The sequence below is a fragment of the Rhodococcus sp. B10 genome (genome assembly GCF_011770055.1).
Lineage (GTDB): Bacteria > Actinomycetota > Actinomycetes > Mycobacteriales > Mycobacteriaceae > Rhodococcoides > Rhodococcoides kyotonensis_B.
Window position 1 is genome coordinate 72,107 of the sequence record NZ_JAAFYV010000016.1, and the last position, 14,605, is coordinate 86,711.

The window sequence follows — 14,605 nt, forward strand, 5'->3', positions numbered from 1 at the left end:
CGTGTAGCCCACCAAGTCGCGACCAAGTGGCCTGGGCCAACCTTCCGCACATGAACATCACACCTTCACTCCTGTACCGGCTCAGCGGCGTGTCCGTGATCGTCGCGTTCGTCCTCAATCTGATCGGCGGAACCCTCCACCCCGTGGTGGGTGGCTGGGCGCACTCGGTGGAAGCGCTGAGCGCACCGTTCAATCCCTACGCGCAGTACTTCCTTCTGATCGGAACGCTTCTACAGTTCCTCGGCCTCCCCGCGGTGTACGTCTGGGTGTCGAAGAAGGCGGGCCTGCTCGGACTGATCGGCTTCGTCCTCTACTTCTTCTCCAGCATGCTGGTGATCCTGCCGCACCTGACGGTCGAAGCGTTCGTCTCCGTGCCCATCGCGAAGGGACCCGAAGTGGCCCACTTCCTCATTCCCGACGACGATTCGCTGTTCGCCGCTCCGGCATTCCAGAGCCTGCAGATGATCGCAGGCATCGCGTTCATGGCGAGCATGCTGCTCATGGGCATCTCGTTGCTGCGTTCACGGGCGGTGCCGGTGTGGATCAGCGTGGTCATGATCCTCGGTGCTCTGGTCCTGTTCGTGCCCCTGCCGCAGGCGCCGGTGCTGACCGGCTTGGTCATCGAAATTCCGCGCGGACTCGCCATCGCCGCGATCGGCGTGCTGATGCTGAAGAGAAAGAACATCGACGCCGACGCGGTCACCGAGAGCCGCGTCGACGCAGTGACTCGATGAGTCGATCTCCGGAACGTTCGAACTCCTCGGCGGCAGTAGTGTCGCCGAGGAGTTTTGCCGTTGCCGCCAAGGCGAAGTCGACGGGTCCTGCGTAGAACGCGCCCGAGTTCAGACCCCCGATTCGACCCGCGAACGGCAACAGTTCGTCGTGAATTCGACGTGACGCGTCGATATCGCCGAGCCGCGCGGCCGCGTGCGCGGAATACGTCGTCATGCCTAGCCAGTAGTAGTCCCGTGGGTACGGTCGTGCGTCGGACCAGAGCTGACGGGCCTGTTCGACGTCGCCGCGGTCCAACAGTGCGACGATCAGCGGCAGTCGTAGGCTGTGCGGCCGCATCGACTCGACAGCGCTCAGCTCGTCCACCATCGGCGACAGATCGTCGAGATATGTTGCGACGCCGAGTCTTCCGATCATTGCAATGAAATAGGCGACGGCGTTTCCGCCTGCCACCATGTGTTCGGCGATGGCGGCATATTCGGCCAGCGCGGCGTCGGTGTTGCCGACCATGATCTTCGACGCGGCTTCGTAGATCTGCAGCACGCCCAGCATCTCGCCGAGCTGATGACCCGAGGCGTGCTGGATCGCCGCGGCTGCACTCGACTCGGCAGCGTCGAGTTCGGTTGCCGCGCAGTGAGCCAAGAAGGCGTAATAGTAGGCGAGGGAAGTGAAAGCCGCGTCACCGTCCGCGGCGGTGAGCAATTCGTCCGCGATAGAAGGTAGCCGATCCGCGAGATCCGGTCCGAGTGCGATGTAACCCAACGCATTCAGGGCGCGGCACAGCACCGCGGAATCGCCGGTTGCACGGGCGAGATCGACGGCTTCCGTGGCCGCGGCGATGGTCTCGTCCGTGTCGTCGCCTTCGATCTCGAACACCAACGCGACCAGGAGCAACGCACGATCTCGCGGGGCAAGATCGTCTGTATCCAAAGCACTTTCGATGTGGTCGACGACCGCTCGATCGATGTCGACCTCCGACCGGATCGACCAGACCACCGGTGCGTTCCACGACGTCAGCGCCGCAATCAGTTCCGGACGCCCGATGCCCGACGCGATGTCGATGGCGCGTTGCCGTTCGGTGCGTGCGGTCGTGGTGTCCCCTGCCCGTGCGAGCGATCCGACGAGTGGAGCGAGAACTTCGAGAAGCGACGACGGGGATGCGTCGACGGCCTGAGCGTGCAATGTGGCCGCGGAGCGCCACAGCGCCAGTGCCTCTCGGTGTGAGCCGAGCGATTCGTACCTGCGGGCTGCGTCGACGGCGTACGGCAGAACGTCCATGGCCGTCGACGGGGTGGCCGACAGAATTGCATGGTGTGCCAGCGCGGCATGATCGTTCGGTGTGCGATCGGCGAGCACACGCAGAGTCGCGCCGTGCAAGCGTGTGCGACGCATCAGCGGTAGCTCGCCGTAGAGGGTGTCGCGGACGAGCGCGTGCGTGAAGCGGAGGCGATCGGGCGATGGTTCGATCAGAAGACCTGCGAGAACGGCAGGTTCGAGCGCGTCGAGAAGCGCGTCTTCGGATCGTTCGCCCATCGATGCGAGCACTCCGAGGTCGACGTCGCGACCCAATACGGATGCGCGTCGCAGCGTCGTGACGCTCTCGCCCGGCAACCGGGTGATTCGACGCCTCAGTACGTCACCGATGGTGTCGGGCACGGCGGACAGTGCGACGTCGGAGCCCTCGGACAGGATGAGACGAGCGAATTCCCGTACGAACAACGGGTTTCCATCCGTGCGTTCCGAAAGAATCTGGAGTACATCGGGGTTCGCCTCGGTGTACCCGGAGTGACGCGCCACCTCGGCGACGCCGGCCGCGGAGAGCCCGGTCAGGTGGATCTTCGTCGATCCCGCACCGGCCGTCGCAGCCCAGGTCGTGTCCAGTTCGGCCGAGACCTCGGACGACCGAAACGTTGCCACGACAAGCACTTTCACCGAGGCGAGCGCGGCGAGCAGGTGTCGTAGAGTCTGCATCGTCAGCTCGTCGGCACGGTGACAGTCGTCGAGAATCACTGCGACAGGACTGTTGTCGGCGACGAGTGCGAGGTAGTCGGCGAGAGTCTTGGACAGCCAGAACGGCTCGACCGCAATGGATTCGACGTTCGACATCAGGGGCAGTAGTTGTTTCTCGATGGTCGACGGCATGGGGAACTGCTGCGACAGTGCGGCCGCGATGTCCGCCCACGGCCATCCCGGCGGAGTGCCGTCGACCTCCCGACAGCGACCCCACGCCGTCGCCCATCCGTCGGACCGCAGTTGTTCGACGACGTTCGACGCCAACGTCGTTTTCCCCTGTCCCGGCTCGCCACCCACCCACACGACTTCGACCTGGCCTGCGGCGACCGTCGTCGCGATGGTCAGCACCGTCTCCGTCTCGTCGGGTCGGCAGTTGATTCGACGCTGCGCAGCAGGTGTTTTCGGGCGTAACGCCGGTGCGTCGACGCGTCGCGGCGCCTCGAGATGTGGGCTCTGCGCGAGTATGTCGGCTTCGAGGGTGCGCAGTTCGGAGCCTGGGTCGATGCCGAGTTCGTTCGCGAGGTACGTGCGTGCACGACCGATGGTGTCGAGCGCGTCTCCCTGCCGGCCTGCTCGATACTGGGCGAGGGCGAGCAGGTGCGCCGGACGTTCACGTCCGGGGTTCTCCGCGACGTGGTGAATCAAGGCGGTGATGACAGCGGTCGGCGGTTCGCCCAGTTCGAGCAACGTGCGTGCGCGTTCTTCGACCGTAGTGCGGTGCAGTTCGTCGAGACGTGCGATTTCGGGTGCAGCCCAGGAGGTGTCGGCCACTTCCTGGTAGGGCCGCCCCGCCCACACGCCGAGTGCAGTGTCGAGAATCGCGAGCCGCTCGTCGTGGGCTGTGATGCGCAGGGCGTCCGTCAGGAGTGACTCGAAGTGCCAGGCGTCGACGGCGTGGGCTGGAAGGTTCAGCGCGTACCCGGGAGACGAGCTGATCAGAATCGTCGCGGGCGTGCGCGGTAAGCGTTCTGGTTCGAGTACCCGTCGGAGATTGGAGACGTGGACCTGCAGCGCAGCCAGTGCTTTCGGTGGCGGTTCGCCGGACCACAGGTCCTCGATCAACAGATCGGTCGACACGACGGCACCCTTCGCCAGGGCCAGTCGCGTCAGGACGGCGCGACGGCCGGGGCCGGCGAGGTCGACGACATTGCCGTCCCGTAGCGCACGCAACGGGCCGAGCACGTGAATCGACAACGGGTGCGAGGTACTCATGGTGTCTCGCAGACTAATCGCTACGCGGGTGAAGCTCTCGCTGCAAGAAACGCCTCCGGATCGATCAGGTCCGCTTGACCGACGATCGACCCCAGATCCGCGATGCGCTCGATGCCCGTCAGCACCATTTCTTCCTCGACCGTGCCCTCGGCGAAGCCGTAGTAGCAGGTCGACGTCGTGTGGTTGTGGTCCTTGTCGATGCGGTTGGCGCGTCCCTCGATCTGACGGATGTCGATGGGAGTCCAGCGCGGGTCGTGGATCAGCGTGACGCGGGGCGCCGCGGTCGACACGGTCCGCTCCGGCAACAAGAGTTCGCCCGCGTGCAGGTTGATGGCACTGGTCGTGGTCGAGATGATCACGCGCGCCGCACCGGTCTGGAAGCGTCGGATCTCGATCTCCTGATTCGCACTGCTCATGCTGCCGTCGACGACCGCGACGTCGAGCCCCTCGTCGCGCAGGGTCTCGGCGAGAGCAGCCACCGATTCGCGATAGAACATCGACACGAACACCTGATTGCCCTCGCGGACCCACGACCGGACCTGGTCTGCCGACGCCGGAATCCGCAGGTACGAACACTTCTGCCGGAACCGCAAGGTCGCTGCTCGCGTGCTGGGATTCTTCTGCAGAACCCGCTTGCCACCGACGGACTTCCACAGCGGCAGACCCAGTTCCTTGCGGTAGTCGACCCACGCGGAGTTGTAGAGACGCTTCTGCGCAGCCGTCAGTTCCTGCCCGAGGGGTTCACGCGGCGTCGGAGGGGACGGCCGCGAAATGGACCACGGCACCGCACCGCCCGCGAGCCACCGATGAATGGTCGAGATGTCGCGGTCGCGTCGGGCAGCGTCTTCGGGCTCCCACCGCCACGACTTGAGGCCGCCCGCCTTGCCCTCTTTCAGTGCGAATCCGGCGTTCTCGAGGAACGTGGCCCACTGGGTGGTGACGGCGTATCCCAGCGAGTCGTCGTCGACGATGGGCTCGTTGCCGCGGCTCTGTTCGATGGCCCGGGCCATGTACGCGAAGTGCATCGGCTGATAACCCGGGGTTGCGGACATCCAGACCACTGCGCGCGCAGCTTCCTGATAGCGCCAGATGATCTGCGACTGCTGCGATTCGATGTTCATCAACGCGTGGGACTCGTCGGCGATGACGACGTCGATGTCGAAGCGCAGTTCGCCGAGCGCGATGGTCCGCTTGTTCTGTGTTTTCTTGCGTTTGCCCAGGTCGGTGTCCTCGGGCACCGTCAGCAGCTTCTTCGTCGACTGGTAGGTGACGAGAAGCCACCGCTTCCGGTCAGCCGGGTCGAGGTCGGCCTCGGTGTCGGCGATGGTGCGTCGCCACCCGGGAAGCGCACCCTTCGGGGCGACGACGAGAACCGTGGAGATCGCAGGATCGTCCATCTGCCGGACGGCCTCGCACACGGCGAGCGTCTTACCGAGACCCGTCGAATCCATCTGTGCGAAGTACGGGAGCCCGTTGTCGAGAGCGTCGAGATGCCGTCGTACCGATTCGAGCTGCGTCTCGCGCGGCTTCATGGAACGCTCGTGCACGACCTCGTCGCGCCACGTCTCGTTCGCGTCGTCCTCCACCCACCGCTGCAGGCTGTAGGGCATCGACTCGAACGAGGCCAAGGCGTCGGGTAGCTCGGTTCCGTAGTACGCGAACACTCGCGGGCCCGGGTACCAACGGGCGCCCGACGCCGACGCGAGGGACCGGTCCTCGAACGGGACGTCGAGGACCCAGACGCGCTCGCCGGGATCCGGGAGCCGAAGGTCGGGTGAGACCGTCTTACGGACGGCCCGCTTCCTCGGCGCGGCCTTCTTCTTCGCGGTCGACGTGCCGCTCGCCTGCTTGAACTTGCGCGCTGCAGCGCTCTTCCCCGCGCCGACGGTACGGGCGGTGGTGGAGGCGGGCTTGCGTCTGCGAGGTGGCACGGCAAACACCGTAGAGCACCCGTCCGACACCTCCGATCAGGCGGGAGTGGAGCCTGCAGGAATGACCCTTATCAGGCAGGTGCGAAGAATTCCAATGCGATGTTGTCGGGATCGCGGAAGGAGATACCGGAGCCGTAGTGGGCGTTCTTGATGCCGGAGTGGGTGATGCCCAGCTCGTCGAGCCTCGCCGGCCATTCCTGCAGCTGATCCTGGGTACATCCGAAGCCGACGTGGTCGAGTCCGATGTGGTGCTCGTCGAACGGATCCCCGGTGGCGTGGCCGGGATGGGTGTGCAGGCCGAACAGCATGCCGCCGCCGATGGCGAACACCGTGTGGTGAAAGGTGCCGGATTCTTCGTCCTCGTCGAGGACCGGATCGGAGCCGAACAGTCGCGAGTACCACGCGGTACTGGCGGCCAGGTCGGAGACGGTGATCGCCACGTGGGCGAGTCCTGGGAACTCGGTCATGATGCTCGGGCCCTTCGATCGACGTCGTACATAGGCGTGTTCACGCTATGACCGAGACCGCGTCCGCACCGGCAGATGAGGGTGAAACCGCCCGACAGGGCAGGTGAGGTTGCGCGCTCCTATTACGGTGTGAAACATGAACTTCAGCGACCACCAGATCGGCATCTACGCCCAGGGGATGTTCACCGATACGAGGCCGGAGATCACGACCAATCTCGCGACGCTCGAAGAGCAGGCCGCGGCCACGCTGACGCCCGAGGCCCTTGGCTACATCGTCGCCAGCGCGGGCAGCGGTTCGACGGCGCGCGCGAACCGCGATGCGTTCGACGCCTGGCGCATCGCACCGCGCATGTTGCGGAGCGCCGCCGAACGCGACCACGCGACGACGATCCTCGGCACCGCACTGCCCGCGCCGCTGATGATTGCGCCCGTCGGGATCCAGACCCTCGCGCATCCCGACGGTGAACTCGCGACGGTGCGCGCGGCCGCAACCCTCGGCGTGCCCTACATTCACTCGACGCAGGCGTCACACTCGTTCGAGCAGGTCGCCGAAGCGGGCGGCGACGCGCCCCGCTGGTACCAGTTGTATTGGCCCACCGATGAATCGGTGTTGCTGAGCTTCCTCGGACGGGCACGGGGCACCGGCTTCACGACGCTCGTCCTGACTCTCGACACAACCCTTCTCGGCTGGCGACCCGCCGACCTCGACCGTGGTTATCTCCCCTTCCTGGCGAATCTCGGTATCGAGAATTACCTGTCGGATCCGGCGTTCCGAGCGGGCCTCGAACAGCCGGTCGACGCCAATCCCATTGCTGCCGCGATGCATTGGGCGCAAATGTTCCCGAATCCTGGCCTGAACTGGTCGCAGCTGGCGTTCCTGCGTCAGCACTGGGACGGCCCGATCGTGCTGAAGGGAATCTGCACCGTCGGCGATGCACGCTCCGCGCTGGAACACGGCGTCGACGGTATCGTCGTGTCGAACCATGGCGGACGCCAGATCGACGGTGCACGTGCATCGTTGGACGCACTACCCGAGATCGTCGACGCAGTGGGCGATCGACTGACGGTGCTGTTCGACTCCGGTGTACGCACCGGCGCCGACATGGCGAAGGCTCTGGCGCTCGGCGCCGATGCAGTCCTTCTCGGCAGGCCGTTCCTGTACGGTCTGGCGCTCGCGGGCCAAGCAGGCGTCGAACATGTACTACGTTGTATCCTTGCGGAATTCGATCTCGTCACCAGTCTGTCCGGCCACACCGGTGCGTCGGAGCTCGGCCGTGAGTCGGTGATCCGAGCGTGACCGCTCCGGCGTGGGTCCAGCACGCGATCTGGTGGCAGGTGTATCCGCTCGGCTTCGTCGGTGCGCCCGTTCGGAATTGGGACGGATCGTCGTCGGCGGACGAACACAAGCTGCGTGGCATCGTCGAATGGCTCGATTACGCAGTCGAACTCGGAGCGTCGGGAATCGCCCTGGGGCCCATCTTCGCCTCGGAGGGCCATGGATACGAGACGGTCGATCATTTCCGCGTCGACGAACGACTCGGCACCGCCGAGGACGTCGACGCGCTGATCGAGGCCGCACACGACCGCGGAATGCGGGTATTGCTCGATGGTGTGTTCAATCATGTGGGGCAATATTTTCCACGATTTCAGGAAGCGCTTGCCGGTGACGCGGACGCCGCGTCCTGGTTTCACCTCGACTCCTCCGGTCGGCACCGCAACTTCGAGGGCCACGACGAACTGGTGACGCTGAACCACGACAACGAGGACGTCCGGCAGTACGTGGTCGACGTCATGTCGCACTGGCTGAGTCGCGGCGCCGACGGCTGGCGTCTGGACGCGGCCTACGCGGTTCCGACGTCGTTCTGGGCATCGGTCGTACCCCGTGTGCGCCAGTCCTTTCCGGATGCCTACTTCCTGGGTGAGGTCATTCACGGTGACTACGGCCGCATCGCAGCGGACAGCGAACTCGACTCGGTGACACAGTACGAGCTGTGGAAGGCGATCTGGAGCGCGATCTCCGAGAAGAACTTCTTCGAGCTGTCTCATGCGCTGGGCCGACACAACGAGTGGCTCGACGCGTTCGTTCCCGCCACGTTCGTCGGTAACCACGACGTCAATCGCATCGCCAGCACCATCACGGACGAACGGCACCTCGCGCACGCCCTCGTCGTCCTGTTCACCGTCGCGGGGACGCCGACCATCTACTACGGCGACGAGCAGGGTTTTCGCGGCACCAAGGAGGAGCGCGTCGGCGGGGACGACGAGGTTCGCCCCGAATTCCCCGCGAACAAGGATGATCTCGCCCCGTACGGGTGGCCGATCTTCCATCTGCACCAGGAGTTGATCGGCCTGCGGAGGCGGAACTCGTGGCTGCACACGGCACGGACGGAGGTCGTCGAGCTGACCAACACCGCGCTGGCGTACCGCGCGTCAGCGGGCGAGGAACGGATCCACGTGGTCCTCAATCTCGGCGACGACAGCGTCGAGTGCCGGTTGAGCGGACCCGTGTTGGCCGGCCAGGCCGCGGTGCAGGGCGGACACGTCACCGTGCCACCGCACGGATGGGTGGTTCTCGGCTGAATCGGGCTGTATATCGTTTTCTAGTTCTCAAGCTAGAAAAAGATATACAGGCGATACGGCTACACTCGGCAATCGACACGGGGTGCCGCTGCACGGCGGCTGAGAACACACCCGTCGAACCTGATCTGGCCAGCACCAGCGTAGGGATGTCTATGACTATGTCTGAGCTGTGCCTTCGAGTGAGAGGCGCATTCAATGAAGTTGGACGAGCAAACGGTTCTGGTCACCGGTGCCGGCCGCGGTCTCGGGTCCGCGATCGCGCGGGCCTTCGCGGCGCACGGTGCACGTGTCGTCGTCAACTATCGACGCAGCCAGGAGGCAGCCGAGAAGCTGGCCACCGAGATCGGTGGCGTTGCGGTACAGGCGGACGTCACCGATGCGGACCAGGTGGATGCGCTGTTCGCCGCGGCCGAGAAGCACTTCGGCACGCCGATCACGACGGTCGTTAACAATGCGCTCGCGGACTTCTCGTTCGACGGTGACGCGCGCAGCAAGGCCGATTCGATCGAGTGGGAACAGTTCGATTCTCAATTCCGTGGGGCCGTTAAAGGTGCTTTGACGACGACGCAGCGCGCGATCCCGGGCATGCGCGCCGCAGGCTTCGGCCGGATCGTGAACGTCGGCACCAACTTGTTCCAGAACCCGGTGGTCCCGTACCACGACTACACGGCATCGAAAGCTGCGCTGCTGTCTCTGACACGCACTCTCGCAACCGATCTCGGCGCTGATGGCATCACGGTCAACATGGTCTCCGGCGGGCTGCTGCGCACGACGGACGCCAGCGCCGCGACACCCGACGAAGTGTTCGACCTAATCGCCTCGTCGACCCCACTGCAGCGCGTCGTCACGCCCGAAGAATTCGCCGACGCACTCCTGTTCTTCGCGTCTCCGTGGTCACGCTCGGTGACCGGGCAGAACCTCGTCGTCGACGGCGGTCTCGTCAAGGGCTGAATCATGCTGCATTTGAATGCCTTTCTGTTCGGTTGCGGTCACCACAGCGCTGCCTGGCGCCACCCGGATTCGCGGGTCGAAGACCTCGGTGACATCGCGTACTACGAGGAACTGGCGCAGATCGCCGAACGCGGCAAGCTCGACGCAGTCTTCTTCGCCGACGGCCATTCGGTACGCGACCCCGCAGGCGCCGGAACCTGGTTCCTGGAACCGATCACGGCTCTGTCGGCCATGGCGCGGGCGACGACGCACATCGGACTCGTGACGACGGTGTCGACGACGTTCTACACTCCGTTTCACGCCGCCAGGATGCTGGCGTCGCTGGATCACATCAGTGGCGGCCGAGCCGGATGGAATGTCGTCACCTCGATGTTCGACGCCGAAGCACGGAACCACGGTTTCGACGAAATCCCCGGCAGGAAAGAGCGTTACGAACGAGCCGAGGAGTTCGTCGACGTCGCACTGGCATTGTGGGACACGTGGGACGCCGACGCGCTCGTTCTCGACCGCGGTGGAATGTATGCGGATCCAGCGAAGGTGCATCGGATCGACCATGACGGCAAGCACTTCCGCGTCGACGGTCCGCTGACGGTTCCACGATCGCCGCAAGGTAGGCCGGTGCTGTTCCAGGCGGGCGCGTCGGGGCAGGGTCGTGATCTCGCGGCCCGGTACGCCGAGGCCATTTATGCGGTGGCGTACGACATCTCGTCCGGATCTCGGTACTACGCCGACGTCAAACAGCGGATCGCGGAGGCAGGCAGGGACGCGTCGGCGGTCGGGATCATGCCGGGGCTCGTCACGTACGTGGGATCGACGATGGACGAGGCGAGAGCGAAGAAAGCAGAACTGGACGCGCTACTCCCCGTCGAACAGTCGCTGCGTCAGTTGAGCATGTTCGTCGAACAGGATTGCACTACCTGGGAACTCGACGCACCCGTACCGTCACTGCCGCCGCTCGAGGAGTTCACCGGTCCGCACGGTAGGTACGACACGATCCTGCGCATCGTCGAGAAGGATGCGCCGACGGTCCGCGAACTACTCGGCACCCTCGCGGCGGGCGGTGGACATGCGACGATGATCGGTACGCCCGAGTCTATCGCCGACGAGATCGAGGCCTGGGTGCAGGCAGGCGCCGCCGACGGCTTCAACCTGATGCCGCCGCTCTATCCCCACGGCCTCACCGAGTTCGTCGACCACGTCGTTCCGATCCTGCAGGCACGCGGCGTCTTTCGTCGCGACTATGCCGGGTCCACGTTGCGGGAGAACCTGCGCTGACGCACGGGTGGCGAAGCCGCAAAGCTTTTCGTCAACTCCGCGATCTCCGACGCATGGGAGATGGGTGACCAATGCCCGGCGCGAATTTCGCTGCGCGTCAGGTTCTTCACCCACTTCTCGGTGTCGTCGTAGTGGAACGGCCGAACCGCGACGTCCTCGGTGTTCACGATCAACTGCACGGGCACGTCGATGTGACGCTGCCTTGGCTGGGTCAACCGGGGGACGATGTTGGCGCGGTAGCGGTTCGTGCCGTTCACCGCGTCGGACCACAGCGTCGAATTCTGGGTCACCAGTGCGGGATCGACGTCCGAGAACTCCTGTAGGAACGCGGGCCATCCCTTCGCGAACTGTCGCTTGATGCGGAACGTCGACAGCCCCGGAATGTGGAACGTGACCGTGTACCACGAGGCGCGGGTCTGTGCGAGCACCTGCTTGATGCCTGTCCACGTCGGCTTTCGCAGTCGGGACCGCGACCACTGGGCGAGATGATCGAGGTTGGGCCCCGACACCGACGTGTACGACGCGATCCGGTCTACCGCGCGAGGCTCGCCTGCCGCCTCCCATACTTCGACGGCCCCCCAGTCGTGCGCGAGCACGTGGACCGGTCGATCGGGGCTGACCGCGTCGATCACCGCGTAGAAGTCGCTCGCCAGGTTGCTCAGGCGATATGCGGACTGCTCCTCGGGGACCGTGCTCTCCCCTGCGCCGCGGGTGTCGTAACTGATGACGCGGAACTCGTCGGCCAGTAGCGGAACGATGTGACTCCACAGGTCGTGGGTATCCGGCCAGCCGTGCACCAGGACGATCGGTTCGCCGTCCGGGTTGCCGGTCTCGAACACCGCGAGCCGCATTCCTTCGTTGACGACGACGCGTTTGGTAGTCATACGAACCAACTTAATATGAACGCCGGTTACATGTACAAAGTTTGTCGGTGCGGCCTGCCATGATCTGCGCGTGACTTCCGACTGGCCGCACGACTGGCCCCTGACCGCACGCACCATCGCGGCGGCAACCGACGACGCGATCGCTGCCGCGACGGCACGATCCGTCGAACAGTTCGCCGACGCGATCGAGACGCTGACGTCCGAGGATCCCGCCCAGCTCGGACTGATTCATGCGGAGATGGTCAGGTCGTTGCTGGAGGAGTTACATCCCGACGGTCTGACCGGCGAGGACGTCCAGGACGCCCTCACGCGGACGGTCCGCAGCGCGGCGGAATGGAACCCGAGCGTCGACGTCGACGGCTTCGTCGAGGTGCTCACCGGCGCGTTGGGCGTCGCCGACACCGAAGAGCGCCGCCCCCGTCCGAGGCCCGAACATGCAGTGCTGCTGATGGCAGATCTGCTGGTCAGGCGGAAGGCGTCGGGCAAGCTCTACATCCGCCGCGCGGTCGCAGAGGTGCAGCGCGCGCAGACCATGGAGATGCCATAGGCACTTCTATCGCTATCTAGCTTTTGGGCTAGATACCGATAGAGCCTCCTACAGGTGAAGCATGTTCGCCGCACCGATGACGGCCCGAACCGACGACAGCGATGCGTCGGCCTCGATTGCCATCGACCACTCGCGGTGACCGTCGCACTCGAACGCGACGAACGTGGCCGTCGATCCTTCGGTGAGTGTCTGCTGGTGGAATTCGAGTATCTCGACGTGACAGCCGAGGTCGTAGAGCATGGACGTCAATGCGTCGATCGGCCCGTACGTCGTCGCCGACGCGGTGTGGATGGCATCTCCGATACCGAAGGTGGCGTCGAACGTCGTTCGGCCACCCCGTGCGGCATTGGCTTCCCAACTGCCGAGTCGGATCGGGCCGTCGGTCGACGTGAAGGTCTGGCTGAAAGTAGTCCAGTTCATGTCCTGTGCCTGAGTTCGAAGGTCGCGCGGGAGAGGGGTTCCGTAACGAGCGGCGAAGCAGTCTGGCGACGAAAGAGCGGTGAGAGCCTTCATGATGGTGGTCCTCGAAATGTGAAGGAAGGACCGAGGTAGCACGTTGACCCGCAGCGAGGGGTCGGTCCGAATCAGACCCCGCTACGGCGGCGTACTACGAGAATGTTCTTCACGAACGCCAATCTAGACCTGGTTCGGAAGGCGATGCAACTACTATTTTCCGATCTAACGCACTCTACGGTCGGCGATAGACAGCTCGATAGTCACCGAGAGACTCCATTGCCGTCGATAGCGTTCTCTAGGACACGGTCTAGATGTCCGCATAAACGCTTAGTCGTGTTGTTACTTTGACCCCATGGACCCCGTGCGTAACCCTTACGCTCCCGGCGCAGGCCAGCGGCCGCCCGAGCTTGCAGGTCGGACCAAGCAGCTCGACGCCTTCGACGTCGTACTCGAACGCATCACCCGCGGCAGGCCGGAACGCAGCGTCGTACTGACGGGGTTGCGTGGCGTCGGGAAGACGGTGTTGCTGAACCAGCTCCGATCAGCGGCCGTCGCGCGGGGGTGGGGCACGGGAAAGATCGAGGCGAGACCGGATCAGGAGCTTCGACGACCGTTGTCGTCGGCGCTGCACATGGCGGTGCGCGGCATCGCGGCGTCGCATCGGGATCCGGAACGCGTCGACGAATTCCTCGGTGTGCTCAAGGCTTTCGCGTTGCGCGCGTCGGCGGGCAAGGGCATGCGCGAGCGGTGGCAGCCCGGCATCGACGTGCCGGCGAAGACGGGTCGTGCCGATTCCGGTGACATCGAGATCGACCTCGTCGAACTGCTGCTCGACGCGTCCACGCTGGCGGGGGACGTCGGGGTCGGCATCGCGATCTTCATCGACGAGATGCAGGACCTCGGCCCGGCCGACATCTCGGCGTTGTGCGCGGCGTGCCACGAGCTCAGTCAGGACGCGGCCCCGCTGATCATCGTCGGAGCCGGGTTGCCGCATCTGCCTGCCGTGCTGTCCGCGTCGAAGAGCTATTCGGAACGACTGTTCAGTTACCACCGCATCGGACGGCTCGAACGCAAGGCAGCCGATCTCGCGCTGATCGCGCCCGCCGACCGCGAGGACGTCGAGTTCACCACCGAGGCACTCGATGCGCTCTACGAGGCTGCCGACGGCTACCCGTATTTCGTGCAGGCGTACGGCAAAGCGACGTGGGATCTCGCGCCCGAAACACCGATCACCGCGGAAGACGTGCGTGTCGCAGCGCCGACGGCCGAGGAGGAACTCGCCGTCGGATTCTTCGGCTCACGGTACGAACGGGCGACGCCCGCCGAACGCGAGTACATGCGCGCGATGGCGGACCTGTCGGAGGAGGACGCGTCGGTGCCGACGGCTGCGGTCGCGACGGAGCTGAAGCGCAAACCTGCGTCGTTGTCCCCCGCGCGCGACGGGCTGATCAAGAAGGGCCTGATCTACTCGGCAGAGCGCGGAACGATCGCCTTCACGGTCCCCCACTTCGGGCGGTACCTGAGGGCGCAGACGGACGAATAGGCAGCTTCGCTGCA

At 64.9% G+C, this 14,605-nt stretch carries 12 protein-coding genes and 1 riboswitch; of the genes, 7 read left to right on the plus strand and 5 right to left on the minus strand.

Annotated features, from left to right (window positions below; all coding sequences use genetic code 11):
* The first annotated feature begins 50 nt into the window (after positions 1-50).
* Positions 51-734 carry a hypothetical protein gene (locus RhoFasB10_RS12775; RefSeq protein ID WP_068430872.1) on the plus strand — a complete coding sequence of 228 codons (684 nt, stop codon included), beginning with the start codon at positions 51-53 and terminating at the stop codon, positions 732-734.
* Here the strand turns inward: RhoFasB10_RS12775 and RhoFasB10_RS12780 are convergent.
* From RhoFasB10_RS12780 to RhoFasB10_RS12790, 3 genes are all read right to left on the minus strand, one after another.
* Positions 700-3,957 carry a BTAD domain-containing putative transcriptional regulator gene (locus RhoFasB10_RS12780; protein ID WP_167676654.1) on the minus strand — a complete coding sequence of 1,086 codons (3,258 nt, stop codon included), beginning with the start codon at positions 3,955-3,957 and terminating at the stop codon, positions 700-702. The two genes, RhoFasB10_RS12775 and RhoFasB10_RS12780, sit on opposite strands and share 35 nt — an antisense overlap.
* Before the next feature lie 20 nt (positions 3,958-3,977).
* On the minus strand, positions 3,978-5,888 hold the full coding sequence (locus RhoFasB10_RS12785; RefSeq protein WP_346764387.1) for a helicase-related protein: 1,911 nt from the start codon (positions 5,886-5,888) through the stop codon (positions 3,978-3,980).
* 71 nt (positions 5,889-5,959) lie between these two features.
* Complete coding sequence (locus RhoFasB10_RS12790; protein WP_068430881.1) at positions 5,960-6,355, minus strand: VOC family protein; 396 nt, start codon at positions 6,353-6,355, stop codon at positions 5,960-5,962.
* Between the two features lie 136 nt (positions 6,356-6,491).
* Here RhoFasB10_RS12790 and RhoFasB10_RS12795 point away from each other — a divergent pair, with 136 nt between their 5' ends.
* The 4 genes from RhoFasB10_RS12795 (at position 6,492) to RhoFasB10_RS12810 (ending at position 11,161) form a co-directional block, all read left to right on the plus strand.
* Entirely contained in the window at positions 6,492-7,652 is a 1,161-nt protein-coding gene (locus tag RhoFasB10_RS12795; protein WP_167676658.1) for an alpha-hydroxy-acid oxidizing protein, read from the plus strand.
* Positions 7,649-8,935, plus strand: coding sequence for an alpha-amylase family glycosyl hydrolase (locus RhoFasB10_RS12800; protein ID WP_167676660.1), 1,287 nt, complete (start codon positions 7,649-7,651; stop codon positions 8,933-8,935). The genes RhoFasB10_RS12795 and RhoFasB10_RS12800 overlap by 4 nt, the downstream gene beginning before the upstream one ends.
* 68 nt (positions 8,936-9,003) lie before the next feature.
* A riboswitch (TPP riboswitch) is annotated at positions 9,004-9,099 on the plus strand.
* 31 nt (positions 9,100-9,130) lie between these two features.
* Positions 9,131-9,886 (plus strand): 3-oxoacyl-ACP reductase, encoded by a 756-nt coding sequence (locus tag RhoFasB10_RS12805; RefSeq protein ID WP_068431080.1) that lies wholly within the window; start codon positions 9,131-9,133, stop codon positions 9,884-9,886.
* Between the two features lie 3 nt (positions 9,887-9,889).
* The gene (locus tag RhoFasB10_RS12810; protein WP_167676662.1) at positions 9,890-11,161 is read left to right on the plus strand and encodes an LLM class flavin-dependent oxidoreductase; all 1,272 of its coding nucleotides are present in this window, start codon (positions 9,890-9,892) and stop codon (positions 11,159-11,161) included.
* On the opposite strand, the gene RhoFasB10_RS12815 is transcribed toward RhoFasB10_RS12810, so the two are convergent.
* Positions 11,125-12,045, minus strand: a complete 921-nt coding sequence (locus tag RhoFasB10_RS12815; RefSeq protein ID WP_068430894.1) for an alpha/beta fold hydrolase — start codon at positions 12,043-12,045, stop codon at positions 11,125-11,127. The genes RhoFasB10_RS12810 and RhoFasB10_RS12815 overlap by 37 nt on opposite strands.
* A gap of 70 nt (positions 12,046-12,115) precedes the next feature.
* Between RhoFasB10_RS12815 and RhoFasB10_RS12820 the strand changes: the two genes are divergently transcribed.
* Positions 12,116-12,592, plus strand: a complete 477-nt coding sequence (locus RhoFasB10_RS12820; RefSeq protein WP_068430897.1) for a hypothetical protein — start codon at positions 12,116-12,118, stop codon at positions 12,590-12,592.
* A gap of 48 nt (positions 12,593-12,640) precedes the next feature.
* Here RhoFasB10_RS12820 and RhoFasB10_RS12825 read toward each other — a convergent pair whose 3' ends face one another.
* Positions 12,641-13,012 (minus strand): alpha-isopropylmalate synthase regulatory domain-containing protein, encoded by a 372-nt coding sequence (locus RhoFasB10_RS12825; protein ID WP_240931065.1) that lies wholly within the window; start codon positions 13,010-13,012, stop codon positions 12,641-12,643.
* A 388-nt stretch (positions 13,013-13,400) separates the two neighbouring features.
* Between RhoFasB10_RS12825 and RhoFasB10_RS12830 the strand changes: the two genes are divergently transcribed.
* Positions 13,401-14,591, plus strand: coding sequence for an ATP-binding protein (locus RhoFasB10_RS12830; protein ID WP_167676666.1), 1,191 nt, complete (start codon positions 13,401-13,403; stop codon positions 14,589-14,591).
* Positions 14,592-14,605: the final 14 nt, after the last annotated feature.

Excerpts from the sequence above, each read along its gene's own strand:
- RhoFasB10_RS12795 (WP_167676658.1), top strand. The coding sequence starts at position 6,492 with ATGAACTTCAGCGACCACCAGATCGGCATCTACGCCCAGGGGATGTTC.
- RhoFasB10_RS12775 (WP_068430872.1), top strand. The coding sequence starts at position 51 with ATGAACATCACACCTTCACTCCTGTACCGGCTCAGCGGCGTGTCCGTG.
- RhoFasB10_RS12825 (WP_240931065.1), bottom strand. The coding sequence starts at position 13,012 with ATGAACTGGACTACTTTCAGCCAGACCTTCACGTCGACCGACGGCCCG.
- RhoFasB10_RS12805 (WP_068431080.1), top strand. The coding sequence starts at position 9,131 with ATGAAGTTGGACGAGCAAACGGTTCTGGTCACCGGTGCCGGCCGCGGT.
- RhoFasB10_RS12815 (WP_068430894.1), bottom strand. The coding sequence starts at position 12,045 with ATGACTACCAAACGCGTCGTCGTCAACGAAGGAATGCGGCTCGCGGTG.
- RhoFasB10_RS12780 (WP_167676654.1), bottom strand. The coding sequence starts at position 3,957 with ATGAGTACCTCGCACCCGTTGTCGATTCACGTGCTCGGCCCGTTGCGT.
- RhoFasB10_RS12790 (WP_068430881.1), bottom strand. The coding sequence starts at position 6,355 with ATGACCGAGTTCCCAGGACTCGCCCACGTGGCGATCACCGTCTCCGAC.
- RhoFasB10_RS12830 (WP_167676666.1), top strand. The coding sequence starts at position 13,401 with ATGGACCCCGTGCGTAACCCTTACGCTCCCGGCGCAGGCCAGCGGCCG.
- RhoFasB10_RS12810 (WP_167676662.1), top strand. The coding sequence starts at position 9,890 with ATGCTGCATTTGAATGCCTTTCTGTTCGGTTGCGGTCACCACAGCGCT.